The following is a 24,122-nucleotide window of genomic DNA, read 5'->3' on the forward strand; positions in this document are numbered from 1 at the left end:
AAAGTAGATAATATAATTAAGAGGTATTTATATGAAAACAATAGTAATTGGAACAAACCACGCAGGAACAACTGCAATTAGAACATTAAGAAGACTTGACCCTAAGATGGAAGTTGTCACATATGATAGAAATGACTCAATTTCATTTCTTGGGTGTGGAATTGCACTATGGGTTCAGGGGGAAGTAAAAGATCCAAAGGGTCTGTTCTATGCAACACCAGAACTTTTAGCAAAAGAGGGAATCTCTGTTAATATGCAATATGAATGAACAAAAATAGATTCAAAGGCTAAAAAAGTCTGATTTAAGGATATGGTAACAGGAAAAGAAAAAGAAGATACATATGATAAATTAATTGTTGCTACAGGAACATGACCAATTGAATTAAGTACACCTGGATTTAATTTAAAAGGGGTTCAAATTTGTAAGAATTATGACCACGCACAAAAAATTAAAATTGCCAATGAAGATAAATCGATTAAAAATGTTGCAGTTATAGGCGCTGGATACATTGGTGTTGAACTTGTTGATGCATTTGTAAAAGCTGGAAAAAATGTAACATTGGTAGATTTGGCTAATAGAATTATGCCCGCTTATTATGATGAAGACTTTACAAATGATATTGAAGAATCAATGAAGAATGCAAAAGTAAATATTCAACTTGGTAAAAGTGTAAAAGAATTTTGTGGAACATCAAAAGTTGATAGTATTACGCTAAGTGATGATTCAAAACATAAGGTTGACTACGTTGTATTTTGTGCAGGTGTTGTTGCTCAAACTAAACATTTACAAGGTGTTGTTGATTTAGCTGAAAATGGAGCTGTTAAAACAAATGATTATTGTCAATCATCTAATAAAGACATTTATGCAATAGGTGACTGTTCACAAGTTCACAATAAAGCAACAGACTCACAATCACAGATAGCTCTAGCAACAACAGCTGTTAGAACAGGAATTATAGCAGCGATGAATATTGTTAAAAATAATTCTTTACCACAAATGGGATTTGTTGGTTCAAACGGGATAGATGTTTTTGGTTGAAAAATGGCTGCAGCAGGATTATCCGAGGAAATGTGTAAAAGATTAAAAATTGATTATGAATGTAAATTTTTTGAAGATAATGACAGACCAGAATTTATGTCAACTGTTGAGAAAGTTAAAATTAAATTAATATGGGAGAAAAAATCAAGAAGATTAATTGGAGCACAAATTTCAAGTAAAAATAATCACACTGAATCAATGTATCTTCTATCATATTTGATTCAAAAAGGTGTAACAATTGATGAAATACCACTAATTGATATATTCTTCCTTCCTCATTTTAATAAGCCATATAATTATATTACATTGGCAGCATTGGAAGTTTTAGGATTAAACTACTTTAAAAAATAAATATATTTTAAAAAAACCTGATAAGGTTTTTTTTTTTTTTTCAAAAAATATAATTTTATTTAATCTCAGTTAAAATAAAAAATTATATTATGTTTAATATTTTTAACATAATAAATATAAAGAATAGTAAGTGAAATATCTTAGTAAGTAACATAAATGTAATTTTCTTAAAATTATTTTTAACAAAGATTAAGATCAAGGTGCTTATCTAAAATATATAATGACCCATATAGAAATATCATAAATGATGTATAGATTATAAAATGCATTTTAAAACAACTTTTAAAAATAACAAAAATAAATTTTGAAATATAAAATTAGTAAATGGCAAAGGTAACCCTAAGGGGAGGAAATAAAAAAATAATTATACTGACAAACAATTAAATACAAATCTTACAAGAAAAATACTTTGAGATATAAATAATTATGCTGAGGAAAACAATTTATAACTATTAATAATATATATAAATTTACAAAACCAATAAATATTTATGTTCCGCCTCTAATTTTATATAGGTTGGAATATTATTATCAATACAGATAAATACTTAGCAAATGATGTAATTGCCACTATTTAAATTATGAATTTTTTGCATTCTAACATCAAAAATTTTTACAATTAAAAACATAATCTATATATGTGATGAATTAAAATAATTTTTAGATATTTGTTAATGATCAGATAAATATTATTTACTATTTTAAAAAAATAGTATAGTCTTGTTCGTGAGTGATTTTCAAAAATAAAGTGTCATTTTTATAACAATTGATTTTAAATTTATAAAAAATATTTGTATATCTTTAAAATATATTAATGTGGTTTTTTAATCTTATTTTTTAAAAAATGAAATAATTAATCTTATAATGTGTTAAAATTACATAGTAATTAATTATGAGCAATATATATTTATTAAGAGTTTTTATTATTCCCCTAGTTATAGTGCTCGGAATTTTTTTCATGCCTTGAGTTAACATAAGTCAAGGAAATATTGGAATAAGAGAATTCGATAGATCTCCGCAAAACATCACAATTATTGTAATAAATTTAGTTGGAACACTACTTTATATTATTTTAACGCTTTTATACACATTTATTATAAAGAAAAAAATGCCAATTATTGGCCTTATGTCAATTTTTTTTCTTATGGTTTCAATTAGCGCTGGGGGAGCATATGGAGCAACATTTTTATATTATCAATCCTCACTATTTAATTATTTAATTTTATTTTTAACAATACTTTTGAGTCTAGTAGAAATTATATTGACATCTTTGCTTTTGTTATTTGACATCTTTGATGAAAAAATAAAAAATTTAAATTTATCTTCACAACATTATGAATATTCTAATTTAGCGCAAGAAAACAATAATATATATATGGGTCATAGCGAAAAAGAAGATGTTGAGAAAGATGGTGTTAATACAGATGACGCTTTTGCACTTAAAAATAAAGTTAATAAAATGCAAGAAGGATTGAAAAAAACTACAATAGAAATGATTACTGAGATTAATGAAACTGGGGAGTTTGCGGGATTGGCAATCAATGATCTTCCAGCTAATGATAATTAATTATTTTCTCAAATAAGCGAAAAAGGTAACTAAAATGAATTCAACTGTTGATATTAAAATCAAGCAAGGTAGAAGCAAAAAAAAGATTAAGAAAGAAAAACCATTAACAACTAAAAAAATTTATGGTTTTTTTAACCCAGCCAGATTAACATCAAGTATTTTTATTCTGATATTTAGAATATTGATTTTATCAGCATTTGTGTTTTTTTCAGTTGCATTTCTTACAATATTATTTTATGATAAAAGTTACCAACAAGTTATTTATTTAATCTTAAATTTAACATTTCAAAAATCAATTGATTTATTTTTGAGAGATATAATATATTATCTATCATTAATATTGATATGATTTATATCTATGTTCTTTTGATTATTTAAGTTTGCCATTCCATTTTTAAATAATAGAACATATAAGGAGACATTACGTTTAGCATGAAAAATGATTTACTGATCTGTTCCATTTATGCTTATTCCCGTTATTGTCTGAATATGTTTTATGTACTTTGTGAATATTAATAGTATTAATTGAAATAAGGATGTTAAAACACAAGTTTATGGATCTTTCAATTATATAAAAAATAATTACGTTCCAGAAAATTATTTATTTATTTGATTATTAGCGATTGAAGGTATACCTTTAATTTTCTCGGCTTGATTATTTGTGGAATCATTGCTAATAAGCAAGGGAATAATTGATCTTACTGGGGTTAGAAAAGTTTCTGCAAAAAATAAACCTCTTTTTGAAAGAGTAATAGATAGTGAAATTGAATTCGGCATAGATTTTGATAAAGAGGATATTAAGCGGAGACATTTGGAATTAGAAAAATCAGATAATCAACAACAAAACGATAATCAACAACAAAACGATAATCAACAACAGATTGATAATCAAGGTTCAGCCGAAACATAAGTACCATTTAATTACAAATACCAAATAACTTAAGTGCAATAAAAATTTATTTTTAAAACAGGGGGGGATAGAGTGAAATCAATAAGATATTTAAATTATAAAGGTGATAAAATTCCCTATGAAATATCCTTCAAAAAACAACAAAATATTATTCTAAAACTTCAACAAGACAGAATAGTTATTTCTGCTCCATTTGATGTTGAGGATTGACAAATAGAACGTTTTATATATACATATATTGTTAAAATTATTAAATTTTGAGAAGAACATAAATTAAGAGATAACTATAAAATTGATTTAATTGACGGTCATATAAAAATTTTAGGTATTAAAACACCAGCTAATTTTATTACTCAAGGAAACCCTAATAAAAATAAATTAGAGTTTAAGATTTATGAAGATCAAAAAGAAACTATAAAAAAAATGTATTCTAAAATGAGTTTAATGTACTATTCGTTATTTGAGAGCAGAGTTAAAATATATAGTAAAGAAATGGAAGTTATTCCTAAAAATATTTTTGTAAGAAACCTAAGGGGTAAATGGGGTGTTTGTTTTTCAAATGAGAGCAGAGTTGGATTTAATATAGCTCTTATCCATTATCAGATTGAGGTTATTGATTCAGTTGTGGTTCATGAATTAGCACACTTGAAGCATAAAAATCATTCGAGAGATTTCAAGAATTTTGTCTTAAATTATTATCCAGATTATAATAAATGACAAAAATCACTAAATGGTAAGTAAAAAAGGCTATAATGTTTATATGGGGTATTTATGTCGTGAAAAAGGGATATAAAAAGATATGTTAATGATAATTCAAAAAACCTATTTAATGTAGATGGCAATTCTACATTAATTTTTTGAAATAATTTTCACAGTAATAAGCCGGGAATTTATACTGAGGGGTTATTTTTGAAAGAGGTGAAAATATTATTTGACAAAATTGAAGCAATTTTAGCTTATAATCCTTGTCCAATAAAATTAAAGGAATATTCATTTAATTTTTCAAAGTATGGGTATATTGAAAATTTTAGAGGAATTGGGTTTAGCTATTTTAAAGAAACTTTTACAACTTTTAAAGAAAAAAAGGATTCATATAAAGCAGCTATTCTTGTTTATGCTTTAACAAAATATTCACATGCAACAATTGAAAAGTTTTATGAAGTTTATGGAAAAATGTTTGAAACTCAAAACCCTAATGATTATAATATTGTTAATTTATTTGAAACAATGAAAATGACAATGATAGAACAAATGCAGAATATTATTGATGTTTTTATAATTAAAACTGAAAAAATAGAACTTTCTCCAAAAGCTGAAAATTATATTATTGAAGAGATTATAGATATTGGAGATGATTTCACACTTCATTGAGCTAGAATGTTTAGAGAAATATTGGTCCTTGCCAATGAATCTATGTCTTTTGATCAAGAATTTGATTTCATTGCTAATAAAAAGAGAAATATCAATTGAAATGATATCGAAGAAGATAATTTTGATGAATTTTTTGAAAAAACTAAGACAATGGTTATTTCAAGTGAGTATGATGAAGCTCTTAAATATTTCAATCTTACTCGCCAATCAGAATATGATGAATTTAAAAAGGTGTATCGAAAGATAGCAAAGGCAATACATCCAGATGTTAATAAAGGGAATCCTGATTTTGATATTGAGATGAAAAAAGTTAATTACTATAAAAGTATAATTGAAAAATATATGACATAGGCAGGGGAAGAATATGAAAGATAAGCACACATATAAAGAATATTTAGACACTTTCTTCAAGCCGGGGTTATATGAGGTTGTCATTTTAGAAATACATTATTCTTTTATAGAATATCAATGCCACAATGAGATAAAGGAACTACTTGATTTTCTTAGAAATAATAAAAATTATTCTGAGGCAAGCATATTTTGTGAAAATAAAATTAATGATTTATTTAATGATGAACCTGACTTTGATTTTTATGATGACCGCTTTCAATTTTGAGCAGACTCTAATTCGTTTTTAAAATTTATTAGTCAGATAAATATATGTGTGTATTTAAAAACTGAAACATATGGATTGTTTGACTCATCTCCCGTTAATGATTTAAAGACATTAAAAGATTTTTTTAAAATGCTAAGATCAGAATTTTTAAATGCTAGTACTGAATTTTTTAAAGAAATGTGAATAAATTTTTCTTTATATCGAGATGATTATAGAACTATAGAAGGATATGACCATGTGTCAATGTTTATTTATCTTATGGAAAGAATAACGAATAAATTAGTTTTGAGGAAAAACTATAAAGGGGAAGAATCAAGACTAATTAAAGAATTGTATGATTTTATTGACTGGGCAATATGATCACAAGAATCACTAATAAATGAGTTGGGGTGAGATGAAGAAAACAATTGTCTTAAAGAAAAAAATAAACATGAAAATATAGAACAAACCAGTTTTTCTTTACATTTTGACAACAATTACAATGAAAAAGAAATGTTTCAAATGATAAATAATTTTTTGCAATACAGCGATGCAATTATGTCAGCATATGAATTAGCAGTGGAAAAGATCTGCGAGGAATCTGATGTAGCTATAATGGGGGAACCTGAAAGAATGCTGATGTTAGATTCATTCGCAGATAACCATCGTAACAGAATAGAAGAATTATCATTATATGAAGAAAAATGAATATATAATAGTTATTGTTCATTTTTGTCAAATTAACTCACATAGATAAGGGTGTATATGAAAAATAATAAACCAATTAAATTTTTGATTAATGAAGACTATAATATTTATTCTGTAGATAATTTAGATAAAGACATAAGCTTTGTCGATAATATGAAAAATCAACAGCAAATAGAATTTAGATTTTTTAATGCCACAACACAGGTTTTTACAATTAAAAAAAATTTTATATCTTTTAGATTATCATTTTCAACTGGTATTTTAGATGTAACACTTAAAACAAGACAAAATTCATTATTTAAAAAAAATATACTTGATTATACAACAAAAACTAATTTATTAAAATATTCAGGACAAAATAATTTTGAATATTCAATCAATGGAATTGTAGAATTGGCTGAGAAGAAGGTTTTTGATAATAAGGCTATTTACTATTTAAGGTGTAAATATGTTGCAAAAAATTCATTAATAATTATTAACAATGGCGATATTTATATTGACAAAATTTAAATAAATATGATGTTAATTTTGATATAATTATATTATTGTATTATAGAATAAAGAGGTAAAATATGATTATTAATGAAAATGAGGTTATTTTAACAAAACAGGGACTGAAAGACCTTGAGGATGAGTTAAAACATTTATTAGATGTGGTTAGGCCACAGGTTATTAATGAACTTGTTGAAGCAAGAGCACAAGGTGATCTATCTGAAAACGCTGATTATGATGCAGCTAGAAATAGACAAGCAGAAGTTGAGACAAAGATTAAGGAATTAGAAACTATAATTTCAAAAGCACAAGTTATAAATGATGAAAGCTCAAAAACTAAGGATAGGGTAAGAGAAGTTAAATTGGGTTCCACAGTAAAAATTCTTAATATCAAAAATAAAGATGAAATGGAAATTAAAATTGTGGGACAAATTGAAGCAGAACCATTTGAGGGAAAAATATCAAATGAATCACCAATTGCAAAATCAATTATGGGGAGATTCCTAAATGAAGAAGTTGAAATTAAGGGGATAAAGACTCCCTATACTGTTAGAATTATCGAAATAAAATAGAGATATTATTTATAATAAAAAAACTCCTCAATGGAGTTTTTTTATTTGAGGATACTCTATATTCAATCCTTAAAAAATTGCTTATAAAGTTGTTTAAAACATTCCTGTAAAATTATTGCTGTTGGTACTAAACATAAGAGCACAATGACTGTTTTGCTTGTTGGTATTGCATAATCAGTCCCATTAACAAGGCTTAAAATGTAAACCATAATTAATGAAAAAAAGAAAAAAGTCATTAAGAAAGTAAAGTATTTAATTGAGGGAAATGTTTTTATAAATGTTAGGTCCGCGCTGCGTAATGTTATAATCATTAACATATGGGTTGTTATACACTCAATAAAAAATGAAGTTTGAAACATATCTAACTTATGATCATTTGTTATCATTATTGTTCCTGGGTCAAAATATCCAAGACCATATCCCATTATAAAGAAGTTTGAAAGACTTATTATTGTTGCGCCAATACCATTCCATATTGCAAATGGTATAACCATTTTTGTATTTCAAATTATTGGTTTTTTTGTTCATTTCTTATCAACTCTATCAAATACAAATAATAGGTTAACAAAATCAAAAATAAGATTTTGAAGTATTAATTGTAAAGGTGTTGCAACAGGAAATTTAAATATTATTGTTGATAATATAAGTGTTAGTAAGAGACCAACATTACTGGCTATAGTAATCTTAATGTATTTAAGAGTATTTGCAAATATCTCTCTACCTCTAATGAAAGCATTCTCCAATACGCCTAGGTCTTTTTCTAATAAAATAATTGGTGCAACTGACTTTGTTAGAGGTGTTGCATTATTTACAGATATCCCAACATTTGCAGAACTAATAACCATAGCATCATTTATTCCATCACCCATAAATGCAACATTATTTATTTTATCCTTTAGTTTTTCTACAATTTTTGCCTTGTCATATGGTGTTAGTTTTACAAATAAATTATGATTATTAATGACATCGATTCACTCATCTTCATTTAACTCATTAAGTTCTTTTCCTGTTATAGCTCTTGGATTCCTTATTTCTAAATTACGTGCGAGATTTTCTGTTATCTCTTTAGCATCTCCTGATAATACTTTTAAATCAATATTATGTTCATATAATTTTTGTATTATTTCTTTGGTATTTTCTTTAATTTTTTCAAAAAACATTATTATTCCTTCGAATATAAGATTATCTTCGCTATATGTCTTTGTTTCTTTAGAGGCAATCGCGATTGTTCTATAACCCTTACTTGAAAGATTTGCTATATCTTCATATATCTTATCAATGTGCTTTTGTGATAATTCTTCAACCTTACCTTTTGTTCTAACAAATTTTGATATATTCAATAATTCCTCAATTGAACCCTTTGTTATTTGATAACTTTTAGTTTTCTTTTTGGCTAACACACCAGTAAGTCTTTTTTCAAATTTAAATTCAATATCATCAAGAAATTCATATTCGAGTTTATCAGCTCAATTATCAGGTATTTTTTGTATAATTGCGCTATCTATTTTATTACTATGATTTTTCTGAAAGAACGAACTCACAAACATAATATCTTTAAGATGGTCCGTTTCATTACCATCAAAATCCTTAAACCCATCTAATTCAACCTCATCAACAGTAAGTGTACCCGTCTTATCTGTACATAATATATCCACACCTCCTAGGTTTTGAACAACTGATAAATCCTTAATTACTATATTCTCTTTTGCCATTTTTCTTGCTCCAACAACAAGATTGGAAGAAACTATCGCCGGTAATGATTCTGGAATTAAACCCACTGCCACTGATATAGAAAATATAAACGCTTCTACTCATAAATTAGTTTTGATACCACTAATTATACAAATTAATGGAGTACATATGCCAATTATTGCTATCAATATGAATATTATATTTTTCATACCATGTTCAAAACTTGATGCTTCTTTTTTATTTTTGTCTTTTGCTAAAAAACTTGTTGCATAATTATCAAATCCAACATTAACAACTAATGCTAAACATGAACCAGATTCTATTGTAGCTTGTGAAAATAATATGTTTTCTAATTCAATTGTATCAGACCTATTGTTTGTATATTTTTTGTATATTGGATCAGATTCTCCTGTAAGGGATGATTCATTAACAACTAAATCATCCATTCAAATTATTTTGCAATCAGCAGGAACAACATCTCCACCATTAAGATATACTATATCCCCAACCACGATATCTGTTTCCAATATTGAAATAATGTCTTCTCTTATATTTGCTGGATTAATTTTACTAGTAATATCAATATTTTTTTTATAGACAAAGTATTTATTTTCTACAAGTTTATGAAGATTTATACTTGACTTATATGCTTTATAATCTTGTATATGGTTAACAACGCCAGCTAGGAGAACCATAAGATAAACAATTCCAGCTGAAAATAATGATAAGAATGATTTATCATAAAAGAAGTATAATAATAATTCAATTGTTGCAATAGTAAGTAATAGAATATTAAATGGTGATATAAGAATCTCAATAACTTTATATCAGTGACTAAACTTACGGATAGTTAGTTCGTTTTTTCCGTAAGATGCTTGAAATTTCTTTCTATCTTCTTCTTTTATTCCCAACCTTTCTTCTTCTAAAAAATCATTCTTTACGTTATTTGCAACATTTAGTAAATATTCAGTATTTTTATACTTAATTTTTTTTGTTTGTTTTTCATTAATTTTCATAATTATATTATATAGTAAACTATCATAAATTATGTAGAAAATAAATATATAATATAAATATGGAAAATATTTATATTCAAAAAACTTACAAAAATAATAAAGCAACTATTTTTTTACTACCAACACCAATAGGGAATTTAGAAGATATATCTGCAAATTTTATAGGTGTTGTCAATGAGATTGATTTATTGTATTGTGAAGACACAAGAAAAACAAATTATTTATTAAAATATCTAAATATTAAGAAGCCAACAATAAGCTTTCATAAGTTTAATGAACAAAAAAGAAAAAGTGAAATTATAAATGCTATTGAAAAGAATTTAAAAATCGGTATTTGTTCTGATGCAGGTATGCCAGGTATTTGTGATCCGGGTATATTTTTGTTAAATGATCTTTTAGAGGGTGAAGATTTTAATTTAACGATAATATCACCTGGAAGTGCATTTTTAGGGTCTTTATTGATTAGCGGTTTATATAATGATTATTTTACTTTTCTTGGATTTTTGCCAAAAAAAGAACAACAAATTGAAAGATTGTTGAAGGATTTTGCCAATAAAAAATCAGTTATTGTTTTTTATGAATCAATCCATAGAATAGAAAAAACAATGTTATTTTTAAAAAGTATTCTATCAAAGGAGACAAGAATTACCGTTGTTAGAGAACTCACAAAAATTAATGAGGAAATCGTAAGAGGAAAAATAAGATATGTTTCTGATTATATTAGTAGCGAAAGCTATGTAAAAAAGGGGGAAATATGTGTTGTCCTCGATAAAAATATTTGTTTTGGAAACGATATTAACATATCTGATGATTATATATTATTGGAGTTAAATAACATTATTGCTAAAAAAAACAATACAAAAGATGCAATTTTGTATATTTGCAACAAATATAATAAAAAGAAAAATTGATTGTATAATTTATATGAAAAACAAAAAAATAAATAGAAAGTGGAAAAGTAAATATGAATAATAAATGTAATAGATGTCTTAAGGAATCAAACACTATTAGAAATATATATTTTGCAGATAAGACATTTAATTTTAGATTTTCTAATATAAAAGAGGTTGACAATTACCGAGAATATTATATTTGTAAAATATGTAGTATAAAATTAAACAATTATTTCAACCCACTTCTTATTTATATTAAATTAATATTATATCTATTCTTTGCAAGTGCTTTAGCTTTTTTTGCTGTTTCTATCTATTTATTTGATGCCTATGGATTATTATCATTTATTTGACTTTCATTTGTTTGATTATTTTTAAGCGGCCTTATTTTGCCAATAAGCCCCGTTCATAAACACAAATATTATCAATCAAAATGAAATGCAAACAAACTCTATATTTGGTATAAGAGTCAAAATTTTGATAATTTTGATAAATTATCTAATAAGAATAAGCAAATTTGAACTAAAAAAGAATTTGATATTATTTACCTAGCAGATTATATTTGTCATTCTAATATAAATACAATTGACCCTTTTGAGTAAAATAGGCAAAAAAATGAACTTATTAATAAGTTCATATTTCAATCTTTTATTTACATGTATTCAAGCAATGGTATATTAAGTTTACATTGGTGTATTTAAAATGATTGAGTAATTGATATTTAAGCTTTTTTAATTGAAAGGCTTAATTGTTTTTTGTCATCATCGATTGACAAAATCATCGCATTTACTTCTTGCCCGGGTGACAGGTAATCTCTAATATCATTAACATAATCGTTAGATATTTCGCTTATATGTATTAAACCCTTATATTGTACATCGTTTATATTTGTAGTACAAAAAGCTCCAAATGTAACAATATCAGTAATTACGACTTTTATAATTTCGTTAACCATTTAAATACCTCCTTATACATTAATAATATATTAAATGCACATAAAATAATTAATTTTATTGAAAAAAAACACTTTTATTTAATTACTTATTAATAATTTGTATTTTTATAGCGCAATTTACTATAATAAACATTTTTTATTGTTTAAATTTATATAAAATAGTAAAATTAAGATATGAAAAGTATGTTATTATTTCAACAAGTTATAGATATCGGTGGGTATGATAAAAGTGATTATTATCCTTATATAGAGTCAATTATAAATTTAGGGTTTGATTATGCAAGAGAAGATTATTCTAGATTTCAATCTAGGGAACTGGCATATTATGATATTAATGATGAGTATGATGAGCTTATCCACAAGTGAAATGATGAGTACGATATGAGAAAATTTAGATTTATTGATTTTCAAAAAATTTTAAAAAATTTACCAACAGCAACAAAATTATTTATCCAATACAGAGATAAAGAAAATAACGAAATTGAAAAGGAATTAGTAGATATTATAACTGTTAGTTACCATGTTTGAGTAGATGAGAAAATAGGACAATTACTAGAATAATGGAAATCAACCAATTATCCTATAATATTGTGATATATTTTCTTTTTTTTTATATAATAATATTAGGTGTGCAAAAAAAGCGCACTATCCAAAATGCAAACAATAATTTGCAAAATTTAATTTGAATTTTTATTCTTACACATATGTAAGAAACCACATATATCAACCAAAATAATTAGGCTATTAGTGTTAATGGATATGACCATTTTTCTACGAACGCATTTTTGATTTTGAAATACTATTTTAAAAAATATATCAGATAGATATATAATTTTTAAGTGTCCCAAAATAAAATAGTCAAATTTTAATATAAAAAATAGAAAGGATTTTTATGTTAGATAAAAAAGATAAAATAATTGAAAAAGATGACCACGAGGTCATTCATGATGATAATGAACATAAGAAAGATCATTATCACGAAATTCACCACTTTGATAAATATGGAGGACACGATGATGTTAATGAAGATGACTTTGACTTTAAGTTAACATTAAAACATTCCTCTAAAAAGAATTTAATATATAGAATATCACTAACAGGGACGTTTTTAGCTCTTGCGGTTGTTTGTACAGCGTTAGATGAATTAACTGAGGCAGTCTTTGCTATTCCAACACCAGCCGGGATGATATCACTAAGATTTTTAGATATAACAATTGTTACAATTTCAATTGCTCTTATTGGCCCTGTTTATGCTGGTGGAATAGGATTGGTAATACCAATAATTCATTGATCAATTCACCAAGAACACGCTATTTATAATTCACTATTAGAGTGTGTTGCTTATTGTGCGTTAATATGATATTTTTGATTTCTATACTATGTTATTTTTAGAAATTCTATGATTCATAAAGATGTTGATAAAAAAAGAAATCTTTATAAAAGGTTTATTCCCTCTATTCCATATGTATTGGTAGGGGCGGCTATGTTTGCGATATTAGCTGTTATTGGACTTTGATTAACATATTTAACAGCAACGACTCATAATAATGGGGCTGATAAAGACGATAATGATGCAGACTTTGCTAATATAACTTCATTTAAGGTTGGTTTTGTAGTCTTTCTGATTTTCTTTGGTTTTGAATGCCTTAGATTATCAATAACATACACACTATTCCAACTTTTAGATGGACCTATTAAAAAAATTAATCATAGATATAGATAAATATTTATAGCTATTTTAATAATAGAAATATGTAATTAAATTTACTGGAGGAATCAAACCTCCAGTTTTTTATATAGTGGAAATATTTACCATGGTTGAATAGAAAAGTTGGGTTGAATTATTATTGAGTATATGAGATAATATAAAAGTAAAAGGGGGTCTATAAATGGCAAGAAAGCTCGATTTAAGACTATCAGCAAAAGACATCCAGGAATATGAATTTCAAGTTACACTAAAGGGGTTTAAACCAGAAGATGTTGATGAATTGTTAGATAGAATTGTTGAAGATTATTCAACCTTTGCAAAAGTTTCTGAAAAGTATGAAAAAGAAATTAGAGAATTAAAAGAGAGTGAAGCTAAATTACGTGCAAAAGTTGCAGATCTAGAAACAATGAATTTAAAGTTAAGTGACCAAGTACTACAGTTTCAAATTAAAATCTCGAATAATGCATCAATTATTAAGACATTAAATAATAATAAAAACGGAGAATTAGACCATTTAATTGAAAAAGCTAAATAAATAATATATTATATAAATAGGCTGGATTTGGGTCAGCTGCTGTATTTGAAAAAGAATATAGAGGAAACTCCACGCTTGCACCTTCTGAGATGAAGGTAGTGATTGTGCTAAACAAAAAAATAAGTTTAGGCAGGATTATATCTTGACGACGATTATTGTACCTAAGGGTAACTATGGTATAAGTTGTAAAGTGCCACAGAGACGAGTAGTGAGAAATCATGATATGGAACGGGTAAACTCCACAAGCAAGAAACTCAAATTTTGGTAGAGGAGCTCGAAGAATTGGAAATGAACGGTTCTTCTTGACTATATAATAGTAGATAGATAGCTGACATAGTTTTAAACTATACAGAACGTGGGTTATAAGAATCCAGCCCACATTATTTTTTAATTGTCTGGAAGGAAGAAAATGAATGTTCAATAAATTAGTAAAATGAGCAAAAACTCATGGAGCAACTATAGCAGCATGTGAATCTTTTACAGGAGGTCGATTTGGTGATAGTTTAACAAACATCAGTTCTGCTAGCCAAGTCTTCATTGGTTCATTTGTGTGCTATAGTAATGATTATAAAATTGAAATTCTCGGAGTAAACCCAGAGACAATTAAAAAATATGGTGCTGTTTCAATACCTTGTTTGAGTGAAATGCTAAAAAATACATACAAAAAAACTGGAGCTAATGTTGTTTTTGGTTTTACAGGAAATGCTCCATCACTTAGAAATGAAGATCCAAGCTTAAGTTTTGTTGGTTTCTTATTGGAGAAAAAAATTCATATTTATCAATTTTTTTCTAGAGTGCCATTAAATCGTGATGAATATAAGGAAAGTGCTGTTCAATGAACTGTTAATAAATTTTTAAGCAAGGTATCTTTTAGTTAATATATTTTTTATTAATTAGATTTAATAATGCATATTTTTTTAATTTTTGGTGTATATATTTTTGTAGGGAAACCTATAAGAAGGAGAAAACCCAAATATGGAAAAAATTGTGGTAGAAAATAATATTGGAGAAAATCTACTAATTATGAGCACTAAAGATGATGACAATATAAAAAAAATACTAAAGGATATTCAAAAAACATATGGTAGCGGGGCAATAACTACACTTGGAGATATCGGTGATGTAAATGTTGATGTTATCTCAACAGGAAGCTACCTAATTGATCGCGCAATTGGAATAGGTGGTCTTCCAAGGGGAAGAATTGTTGAAGTTTATGGACCAGAGTCCAGCGGAAAAACAACATTATGTTTACAAACTGTAGGTGAAGCACAAAAAAGTGGTGGAAGAGCAGCCTATATTGATGTTGAACACGCTTTAGACCCACAATATGCAAAAAACATTGGTGTGGATATTTCCAATCTAATTGTTTCTCAACCAAATAGCGGTGAAGAAGCTTTGGAAATTTTAGAAAAACTAGTATCAAGCAATCTTTTAGACATTATTATATTAGATTCTGTTGCAGCTTTAGTCCCAAAAGCGGAGCTTGATGGAGAAATGGGAGACCAACAAATAGGATTGCAAGCAAGATTAATGTCTAAGGCTATGCGTAAACTGAATGCTCTTATTTCAAAAACAAATACAACAGTTGTGTTCATAAACCAATTGCGAGAAAAAGTGGGCGTAGTATTTGGAAATCCTGAGGTAACCCCAGGTGGTAGAGCACTTAAATTTTATTCTTCACTAAGAATAGAAGTTAGAAAATCAGAAGTTTTAACAAATAACGGTGAGGCGACAGCAAATAAAGTAAAAGTTAAAATTGTAAAAAATAAAATTTCTCCACCTTTTAAAACTTGCATTATTACAATTATTTTTAATCAAGGTATTGATAAAATGTTAGAAATTATTGAATTGGCAACTGAATTAAGTATTTTAGATAAAGCTGGTAGCTGATATTCCTATAAAGGGGAACGCATTGGTTTAGGAAAAGAAGTTGTAAAAGAATGACTTATTAATAATCCTAAGTTAAAAGATGAAATTGTAAAGAGTGTTTTTAATTAGGAAAAATTATTTTCTATAAGAAATATACTAAATAGTTAATAAATTTACATATCAATATAAAGACCTTTATTCTTGATTGGTCTTTCTTTTTTATATGTGAAATATAAAATGTAACATTTTTTTTAGGCACGGCCTTTTTATTACTTTAAATTTTAAATTTAATTATTTTAATAAATTATATTTGTTAAAACTCCTTATTTTGATTATTCGTTTTGTTTATAATATATAATTATTATACTGGTTAATTTTTTAATCAGTCCACAGCCCCAGAAAGGGGTCAATTAAACAATGAAAACAAATACAATAGATTATTGTGTTACTCAATTAGCATCAACAGGAAATGAAAGCTATCAAATAGCAGTTATATTTTTATCTCTTATAATAGTTTTTGCATTATTTTTAATATGTTTATTATTTATAAAATCAAAAAAATATGATAAGACAACAACAAGACTAAAAACAGAAGCTATTAAATCTGCACAAAATAAAGCAAAATTAATTATTGAAGAAGCTAAAGTTGAAAAAGATATAATATTAAAAAAAATTAAAATAGACCAAGAGATTTTAGAATTAAAAGAAAAAGAAGTAGATAATATTCTTCGAGATAATAGATTCTTAAAAGATTCGTTATTAAAAAACGAAAATAAAGTCTCAGAACACAAGCGCCAATTAAATGCAAAATTACACGATGTTATTGAAATTCTTGAAAAGAATAGCAATTATACAGAAGAGGAGGCAAAAAACAAGCTTATAGAATTTATTAAAATTAAATATGATAATTTTTTAACAGAACAATTGGCTATTAGAAATTCTCACTTAAATATGGTCAATAAGGAAAAAAACCGTGCAATATTACTTAATATGCTTGCTAACGTCTCGACAAGTGTTGTATATGAAGGTACAAGCAATGTTTTTAAATTATCATGCCCCGATGAAAAGGCTAAAATTATTGGTAAGGATGGGCGAAACCTAAAAGCTATACAAAGAATTTTGGGTGTTGATATTGTTCTTAAATATTCTGAAGATGAAATATTAATAACATCATTTGATCCGATAAGAAGATATGTTGCATCAAGGGTTATTAAAAACCTTTTAGATAAAAAAAGATTACAGCCACAATCTATTGAGGATGAAGCTAAAAAAATAGAGGGAGAATTAAAATTTGAATTTTATCAAAAGGGCTTGGAGACAGCAAATGAAAACAAAATTTATGACTTTTCTGAAAATATATTAACTCACTTAGGAATGTTAGAATATAGGTCAAGTTATGGCCAATCTGTTTTGAAACACTCAATTGAGGTTGGACAAATATCAAGGTTAATTGCAATTGAATTGGAATTAGATCCAATACTAGCGTTTAAGTGTGGTATTCTTCATGACATTGGTAAGGCTGTGGATAAAAGTCAAGAAGGAACACATGTATCATTAGGGGTTAAACTTCTAAAGGCTGAAAATATGGATGAAATAATAATAAACTCTGTTGAGGCTCATCATGAAGATGTTGAAAAAAAATCTTTGTATGCTGAGATTGTTTCTATAGCCGATACTATATCAGCATCAAGACCTGGCGCAAGAAACTTAGATTTGGAACAATTCATTACAAGAATGAATGATATAGAAAATATGATTAAAGAGTTTGAAGGTGTAAAAGAAGTTTATGCTTTAAAATCTGGTAGACAAATAAGGGTTATGGTTAACCCACAAATAATATCTGACTTTGATATGAGCGAATTAGCTGTTAAGATTAAGGAAAAAATATCTTTAATTAATACAACACCAGGCGAGGTTGTTATAAGCATTATTAGAGAAAAAAGATTTTCTATACCATTATAAATCAAAAAGTAATCTAATTAAAGTGAAGGGTTTACCTTCATTTTTTTATAAATAAGAAAGTAACAATAAGGTAATGGCATTAAAATATTAAGAATATCTTGGTAAAAAAATATAAAATTAATAGAAAAAAATTATTTAAGAAATTAAATATATTTTTTTGGAACTCGGTTAACATAAAATAAGTGAAACTATGTGTATTGGATGTCTAACCCTATAGCAGATTTAGATTCCTTTATTATTAGACATTTTATATTTAAAATAAAAAAAATATGATATGATTATAATAGTATATATAAAAAAATAAAAAGGAGGACCTATGGGATTTGGTGATTTTTTAGCTAATAGAATGAAAAAGACTTTTGAAAAAACAATGAAAAAGTCAACACTAAATGAAGATAATATAAACGAAGTTTTAAGAGAAATGAGACTTACATTGTTAGAAGCTGATGTTAATGTAGATGTTGTTAAAACTTTGTTAGATAGAATTAAGACAAAGGCGTTGGGTGTTTATGTAGAACATGGTGCACGCGCTGAACAACAAATCGTTAAAATTGTTCACGAGGAACTTGTAGAAATTTTGGGTAAAACAAATAAACCGTTAGAAATTAACCATAAACCAAGTATAATTATGATGGTTGGACTACAAGGGGCCGGTAAAACTACAACTTGTGGTAAACTTGCGCATTATATAAGGAAGAAAGAAAACAAGAAGACATTGATGGTCGGGTTAGATATTTATAGACCCGGTGCAATTGATCAATTAGTTGAAATTGGTAACAAAAATAATTTTGAGGTATTTGAGAAACAAAAACAAAACCCTGTTAAAACTGCAAAAGAGGCTGTTGATTATGCAAATTCTATGGGCTATGACGTTGTTATTTTAGATACTGCTGGACGCTTGCAAATTGATAAAGATCTTATGAACGAACTAAAAGATATTAGAAAAAATGTTTCACCCGATGAGATAATTTTAACTGTTGATGGTATGACTGGTCAAGATGTTATAAATGTTACAAATACATTTAATGAAGAACTGAAAGTAACAGGTGTTATTGTTACAAAATTAGATGGAGACACAAGAAGTGGTGGAGCTTTATCTATATCTTACAAAACAAAACTTCCAATTAAATTTATTGGTGAAGGTGAAACTGTTTCTGATCTTGATGCGTTCTACCCAAAGAGAATGGCTGATAGAATTCTTGGTATGGGTGATGTTGAAACATTATTTGAAAAAGCAACCTCTGTTGTTGATAATCGTACAATGGAAAAAACAATGAGAAGAATGATGGCTGGTCAGTTTGACTTAGAAGATTTAAAGAATCAAATGGAACAATTGGCAAAAATGGGAAGTCTTGGGGGATTAATGAAAATGATTCCGGGAATGAATGGTAAAGTCAATGAAAAACAAATTGAAGATGCTAATAGAAAAGTTTGATTGTTTGGAATTTTAATGAGCTCAATGACATTAAAAGAGAGACGTGAACCAAGACTACTAAAATCATTAACCCGAAAACAAAGGATTGTTAAGGGATCGGGAAGAACTGAAAAAGAATTTAATGAACTAATAACTCAATTTGATAAAGGAAAAAAACAGGTCCTTGAAATGGTGAAAAACTTTAAACAAGGCCAATTTGGCGGCGGTTTTAACCCTTTCGGACCACATTAATATTCCTTATAATTTTTATATTTATCCATATCTTACATAATAACATTAGTTATTATTTTTTCTATTTTTGACAATTTATATATATTGATAACACATATAATAAAATTTTATTATTAAAACTTTATATCTATAAATCACACTTTGTTAAATAAAATTAAAATATCACATTTTCCTTAATTTATATTAAAAATTTTTTTTTAATATAAATTAAAGAATACCATTCTTACTGGCTTTTTTACAATATATTGAAAATCTGTTACTCATAATATTGAAAATCTCTATTTTAGCTGAAAATAATAAACAGATTATTATTATAAATATATTTACCAATTTTTACCAATATTTTTTATATTTCTTTGGTTTAATAATAGAGTATATAGTTTGTTATATACAATTAAATTTAAATAATTTACTATCATTTAAGTAGAAAAATTATTTTTCCAAATATTTATAAATATGCTTTATGTAAAAACATAAGTAAAATTTTATGCCAATAAGGAGTAACACCATATGAAAAAGAAAAAAAATAATTATTATCATGAATCTATTTCTCCAATTGATTATGTAAATAATAATTACAAAGGTAAGATAAGAGCAGTAAATTGAAATTATATAAATGATGAAAAAGATCTTGAAGTTTGAAATAGAATAACCCAAAATTTTTGATTACCAGAAAAAGTCCCAGTATCAAATGATTTACAATCATGAAAAACACTAGATAATAAATGGCAAGAGTTAATAACAAGAACATTTACAGGTTTAACTCTATTAGATTCAGTACAAGCTACTGTGGGTGATGTTGCCCAAATTGCCCATTCTCAAACTGACCACGAACAAGTAATTTATGCTAATTTTGCATTTATGGTTGGTGTTCACGCTAGAAGCTATGGAACAATTTTTTCAACACTTTGTTCAAGCGAACAAATAGAAGAAGCACATAATTGGGTAATTAATACTGAAAGTCTTCAAGCTAGAGCAAAAGCGCTTATTCCATATTATCAAGGTGAAAATGCTTTATATTCAAAAGTTGCAGCTGCACTTATGCCTGGTTTCTTGCTTTATGGTGGTTTTTATTTACCATTCTATTTAATTGCGAGAAACAAACTTCCAAATACAGCAGATATTATTAGGTTAATTTTAAGGGATAAGGTTATTCATAACTACTATAGTGGTTACAAGTTTCAAAGAAAAGTTGAAAAACTATCAAGCCAAAAACAAAAAGAGGTTAAGGATTTTGTCTTTAAATTGACATATCAATTGATTGACCTTGAAAAAAAATATTTAATTGAATTATATGAGGGTTTTGATTTAGCAGACGAAGCAATAAGATTTAGTTTATATAATGTTGGAAAATTTTTGCAAAATCTAGGTTATGAATCTCCATTCACAAATGAAGAGACTAAAATAGCTCCAGAAATATTTAATCAACTATCTGCAAGAGCTGATGAAAATCATGATTTCTTTTCAGGGAATGGTTCTTCATATGTTATGGGTGTTACTGAGGATACAAGCGATGATGATTGGGATTTCTAAAAATGCATAAGGACATCGTTAGAGTTCATAAAAGTGAAATTAGAAGACCTAAAAATGATATCCACATAGTTTATTTTTCTTCAAAATCAAATAACACCCATAGATTTATATTAAAATTAGATGGAATTAAATCAACAAGAATACCAATTGAAATAGAGGAATCATTATTTGTAGATTGCGACTATGTTTTGATAACCCCAACATATGGTGGAGGAGGAAGTGATATTTCTGGATCTGTGCCAAAACAAGTAATTAAGTTTTTGAATAATGAGACAAATAGAAAATTATGTTATGGTGTTATTGCTTCTGGAAATACAAATTTTGGAGATAGTTTTGCAATCGCTGGACCTATTATATCTAAGAAATTAGGTATACCCCTTTTATATCAATTTGAATTATTAGGAACAAAAGTAGATACAATTAATGTAATTAAAATATTAAAAAATTTTTGAGAGGAATAAACTATGAGTAACAAGAAATTATTAAATGATAATGAAGAATACATTGAACTTAATGCCCGTGCTAAAATATTTACTAAAGGAGTTGACAATTTTAAATTAGATATTCAAGCCGCTAATAGTTATATTGATAACCATATAAAGCCCAATTTTCTATCATTTAATTCTGTTAAGGATAGAATTGAATATTTAGTTAAAGAACATTACTATGATGAAAAGATTATTGGGATGTATAAAATGAATGAAATAGATGAATTAACAAAATTTGCATATAGTTTCAAACATAATTTTTCAAGTTTTATGGGTGCTATTAAATTTTTCAGCGCTTATGCTTTAAAGAGTTTTGATGGTAAAAAATATTTAGAAACATATGAAGAAAGAGTATTAATGAATGCTTTATATTTTGGACAAGGTTCATATGATGATGCTAAAAAATATTTACAAACTATAATCACTGGTAGATTTCAACCTGCTACACCAACTTTTTTGAATGCTGGTAAAAAACAAAGAGGAGAATACATATCTTGTTATTTGATTAGAGTAGAAGACAATATTGAAGCAATCGGAAGATCAATAGCAGAATCTCTGCAACTTTCTAAAAGAGGTGGAGGTGTAGCTTTATGCCTAACTAACTTGAGAGAAAGCGGCGCTCCAATTAAGAATATTAAAAATCAAGCAACAGGACTTATTCCCGTTATGAAGATATTGGAGGATTCATTTTCATATGCTAATCAACTTGGACAAAGACAGGGCGCTGGAGCTGTTTACGTAAATATTCATCATCCAGATGTCTTAACATTTTTAGATACTAAAAGAGAAAATGCTGATGAAAAAATTAGAATAAAATCTCTTTCTTTGGGTCTTATTGTTCCTGATATAACTTTTGAGCTTGCAAAAGAAGATAAAGAAATGGCTTTGTTTTCGCCATATGATATTGAACGTTTTTATAAAAAGCCGATGTCAGATATTTCAATTACAAAAGAATATTATAATATGCTTTCAAATAATAAAATATCTAAGAAATTTGTGAGTGCAAGAAAAATATTTCAAACAATCGCTGAACTTCATTTTGAGAGTGGATATCCTTATATGATGTTTGATGATACTGCAAACAAGGAAAATGCACTACCAGGTAGAATAATAATGAGTAACCTATGTAGTGAAATATTACAAGTCAATACAAAAAGTGAGTATGAAGTGGATCTTTCATACAAGACAATTGGTGAGGATATATGTTGTAACCTTGCTAGTTTAAATATTGCAAAAATAATGGAGACCGGAAATGAATTTGGTGATGTTGTTGAAACTGCAATATATTCACTAGACACAGTTTCTAGAACCAGCGATATTTCTGTAGCTCCTTCTATTGAAAATGGTAACAAAAAAAACCATGCACTAGGATTGGGTGCTATGAATTTACACGGTTTTTTAGCAACTAATAAAATTTATTATGATTCTCCAGAAGCGATTGATTTTACGGATATCTTCTTTTATTCGGTAGCTTTTCATGCCTTTAATGCCTCAAATAAGTTGGCGAAGAAATTTGGAGTATTTGCCAGTTTTAAGGACTCTCGTTTTGCGGATGGAAGTTATTTTGAAAAATATACAAAATGTTCTAGTGATATGTTACTACCACAAACAACAAAAATAAAAGAATTATTTAATAAGTACAAAATAAAAATTCCAACTCAGAAAGATTGAATAGAACTTGTTGAGAGAATTAAAAAAGACGGGCTAGCAAATTCTCATTTGATGGCTGTAGCTCCAACGGGTTCAATTAGTTATTTATCTTCTTGTACTCCAAGTTTACAACCTGTTGTTGCACCTATTGAGGTACGAAAGGAAGGAAAAATTGGTAGAGTATATGTTCCTGCATATAAAATAAACTCTGATAATATTGAATATTATGCAAAAGATGCATATGAAATGGGACCGGACCCAATAATTGATATTGTTGCTGCAGCACAAAAGCATGTTGATCAAGGTATTTCATTAACCTTATTTTTTAAGGATAGTGCCACAACCCGTGATTTAAATAGGGCATACATTCGAGCATTTAAAAAAGGTTGCAAAACAATATATTATGTAAGAGTTCGCCAAGATGTTTTAAAAGACAGTGAAAATTATGAATGTGACGCATGTGCTGTTTAATTTATAATTTTTAAACTACAAAATATTATTAAAATAAAATAATTTTACAAAAAAATACTTCTTGTGAAGTTTTTTGTAA

At 26.9% G+C, this 24,122-nt stretch carries 22 protein-coding genes and 1 other RNA gene; 21 read left to right on the plus strand and 2 right to left on the minus strand.

The features are described 5' to 3' along the window. Window positions 1-31 precede the first annotated feature (31 nt). From AAHM97_RS01095 to greA, 8 genes are all read left to right on the plus strand, one after another. Window positions 32-1,390, plus strand: a complete 1,359-nt coding sequence (locus tag AAHM97_RS01095; protein WP_342269109.1) for an FAD-dependent oxidoreductase — start codon at window positions 32-34, stop codon at window positions 1,388-1,390. Between the two features lie 958 nt (window positions 1,391-2,348). Then, the gene (locus tag AAHM97_RS01100) at window positions 2,349-2,957 is read left to right on the plus strand and encodes a hypothetical protein (RefSeq protein ID WP_342269110.1); all 609 of its coding nucleotides are present in this window, start codon (window positions 2,349-2,351) and stop codon (window positions 2,955-2,957) included. Window positions 2,958-2,991: 34 nt separating this feature from the next. Continuing rightward, a complete protein-coding gene (locus AAHM97_RS01105; RefSeq protein ID WP_342269111.1) occupies window positions 2,992-3,867 on the plus strand; it encodes a hypothetical protein in 876 nt (291 codons plus the stop codon). 72 nt (window positions 3,868-3,939) lie between these two features. Further along, window positions 3,940-4,608: a M48 family metallopeptidase gene (locus AAHM97_RS01110; RefSeq protein ID WP_342269112.1), complete on the plus strand. Its 669-nt coding sequence runs from the start codon at window positions 3,940-3,942 to the stop codon at window positions 4,606-4,608. A gap of 30 nt (window positions 4,609-4,638) precedes the next feature. Beyond that, window positions 4,639-5,589, plus strand: a complete 951-nt coding sequence (locus tag AAHM97_RS01115; protein WP_342269113.1) for a hypothetical protein — start codon at window positions 4,639-4,641, stop codon at window positions 5,587-5,589. A gap of 13 nt (window positions 5,590-5,602) precedes the next feature. Next, window positions 5,603-6,577 (plus strand): hypothetical protein, encoded by a 975-nt coding sequence (locus AAHM97_RS01120; protein ID WP_342269114.1) that lies wholly within the window; start codon window positions 5,603-5,605, stop codon window positions 6,575-6,577. A 21-nt stretch (window positions 6,578-6,598) separates the two neighbouring features. After that, window positions 6,599-7,051, plus strand: a complete 453-nt coding sequence (locus AAHM97_RS01125) for a hypothetical protein (protein ID WP_342269115.1) — start codon at window positions 6,599-6,601, stop codon at window positions 7,049-7,051. Between the two features lie 62 nt (window positions 7,052-7,113). Next, complete coding sequence (greA, locus tag AAHM97_RS01130; protein ID WP_342269116.1) at window positions 7,114-7,605, plus strand: transcription elongation factor GreA; 492 nt, start codon at window positions 7,114-7,116, stop codon at window positions 7,603-7,605. Window positions 7,606-7,661: 56 nt separating this feature from the next. Here the strand turns inward: greA and AAHM97_RS01135 are convergent, their stop codons facing one another. Further along, a complete protein-coding gene (locus tag AAHM97_RS01135; RefSeq protein ID WP_342269117.1) occupies window positions 7,662-10,313 on the minus strand; it encodes an HAD-IC family P-type ATPase in 2,652 nt (883 codons plus the stop codon). A gap of 59 nt (window positions 10,314-10,372) precedes the next feature. On the opposite strand from AAHM97_RS01135, the gene rsmI reads away from it, so the two are divergent. Continuing rightward, complete coding sequence (rsmI, locus tag AAHM97_RS01140; protein ID WP_342269118.1) at window positions 10,373-11,260, plus strand: 16S rRNA (cytidine(1402)-2'-O)-methyltransferase; 888 nt, start codon at window positions 10,373-10,375, stop codon at window positions 11,258-11,260. Window positions 11,261-11,277: 17 nt separating this feature from the next. After that, window positions 11,278-11,808 carry a hypothetical protein gene (locus tag AAHM97_RS01145; RefSeq protein WP_342269119.1) on the plus strand — a complete coding sequence of 177 codons (531 nt, stop codon included), beginning with the start codon at window positions 11,278-11,280 and terminating at the stop codon, window positions 11,806-11,808. 119 nt (window positions 11,809-11,927) lie between these two features. Here the strand turns inward: AAHM97_RS01145 and AAHM97_RS01150 are convergent, their stop codons facing one another. Beyond that, window positions 11,928-12,161, minus strand: a complete 234-nt coding sequence (locus AAHM97_RS01150; protein ID WP_342269120.1) for a S1 RNA-binding domain-containing protein — start codon at window positions 12,159-12,161, stop codon at window positions 11,928-11,930. A 174-nt stretch (window positions 12,162-12,335) separates the two neighbouring features. On the opposite strand from AAHM97_RS01150, the gene AAHM97_RS01155 reads away from it, so the two are divergent. From AAHM97_RS01155 to nrdE, 11 genes are all read left to right on the plus strand, one after another. Continuing rightward, window positions 12,336-12,722, plus strand: coding sequence for a hypothetical protein (locus tag AAHM97_RS01155; protein WP_342269121.1), 387 nt, complete (start codon window positions 12,336-12,338; stop codon window positions 12,720-12,722). Between the two features lie 331 nt (window positions 12,723-13,053). Beyond that, window positions 13,054-13,884 carry a hypothetical protein gene (locus AAHM97_RS01160; RefSeq protein WP_342269122.1) on the plus strand — a complete coding sequence of 277 codons (831 nt, stop codon included), beginning with the start codon at window positions 13,054-13,056 and terminating at the stop codon, window positions 13,882-13,884. 166 nt (window positions 13,885-14,050) lie between these two features. Then, window positions 14,051-14,404: a DivIVA domain-containing protein gene (locus AAHM97_RS01165; protein ID WP_342269123.1), complete on the plus strand. Its 354-nt coding sequence runs from the start codon at window positions 14,051-14,053 to the stop codon at window positions 14,402-14,404. Between the two features lie 24 nt (window positions 14,405-14,428). After that, window positions 14,429-14,772: RNase P RNA component class B (gene rnpB, locus AAHM97_RS01170), an RNA gene on the plus strand. Window positions 14,773-14,817: 45 nt separating this feature from the next. Continuing rightward, a complete protein-coding gene (locus AAHM97_RS01175; protein WP_342269124.1) occupies window positions 14,818-15,282 on the plus strand; it encodes a CinA family protein in 465 nt (154 codons plus the stop codon). 145 nt (window positions 15,283-15,427) lie between these two features. Further along, entirely contained in the window at window positions 15,428-16,402 is a 975-nt protein-coding gene (recA, locus tag AAHM97_RS01180) for a recombinase RecA (RefSeq protein ID WP_425288830.1), read from the plus strand. Between the two features lie 288 nt (window positions 16,403-16,690). Then, window positions 16,691-18,235, plus strand: a complete 1,545-nt coding sequence (locus AAHM97_RS01185; RefSeq protein WP_342269126.1) for an HD domain-containing protein — start codon at window positions 16,691-16,693, stop codon at window positions 18,233-18,235. Window positions 18,236-18,551: 316 nt separating this feature from the next. Further along, the gene (gene ffh / locus AAHM97_RS01190) at window positions 18,552-19,901 is read left to right on the plus strand and encodes a signal recognition particle protein (RefSeq protein ID WP_342269127.1); all 1,350 of its coding nucleotides are present in this window, start codon (window positions 18,552-18,554) and stop codon (window positions 19,899-19,901) included. A gap of 510 nt (window positions 19,902-20,411) precedes the next feature. Next, window positions 20,412-21,434: a class 1b ribonucleoside-diphosphate reductase subunit beta gene (gene nrdF / locus AAHM97_RS01195; protein ID WP_342269128.1), complete on the plus strand. Its 1,023-nt coding sequence runs from the start codon at window positions 20,412-20,414 to the stop codon at window positions 21,432-21,434. 2 nt (window positions 21,435-21,436) lie between these two features. Next, window positions 21,437-21,895 (plus strand): class Ib ribonucleoside-diphosphate reductase assembly flavoprotein NrdI, encoded by a 459-nt coding sequence (gene nrdI / locus AAHM97_RS01200; protein ID WP_342269129.1) that lies wholly within the window; start codon window positions 21,437-21,439, stop codon window positions 21,893-21,895. 3 nt (window positions 21,896-21,898) lie between these two features. Next, window positions 21,899-24,043, plus strand: a complete 2,145-nt coding sequence (gene nrdE / locus AAHM97_RS01205) for a class 1b ribonucleoside-diphosphate reductase subunit alpha (RefSeq protein ID WP_342269130.1) — start codon at window positions 21,899-21,901, stop codon at window positions 24,041-24,043. Window positions 24,044-24,122: the final 79 nt, after the last annotated feature.

Origin of the sequence: Spiroplasma endosymbiont of Aspidapion aeneum (assembly GCF_964031045.1) — a bacterium.
Lineage (GTDB): Bacteria > Bacillota_I > Bacilli_A > Mycoplasmatales > Mycoplasmataceae.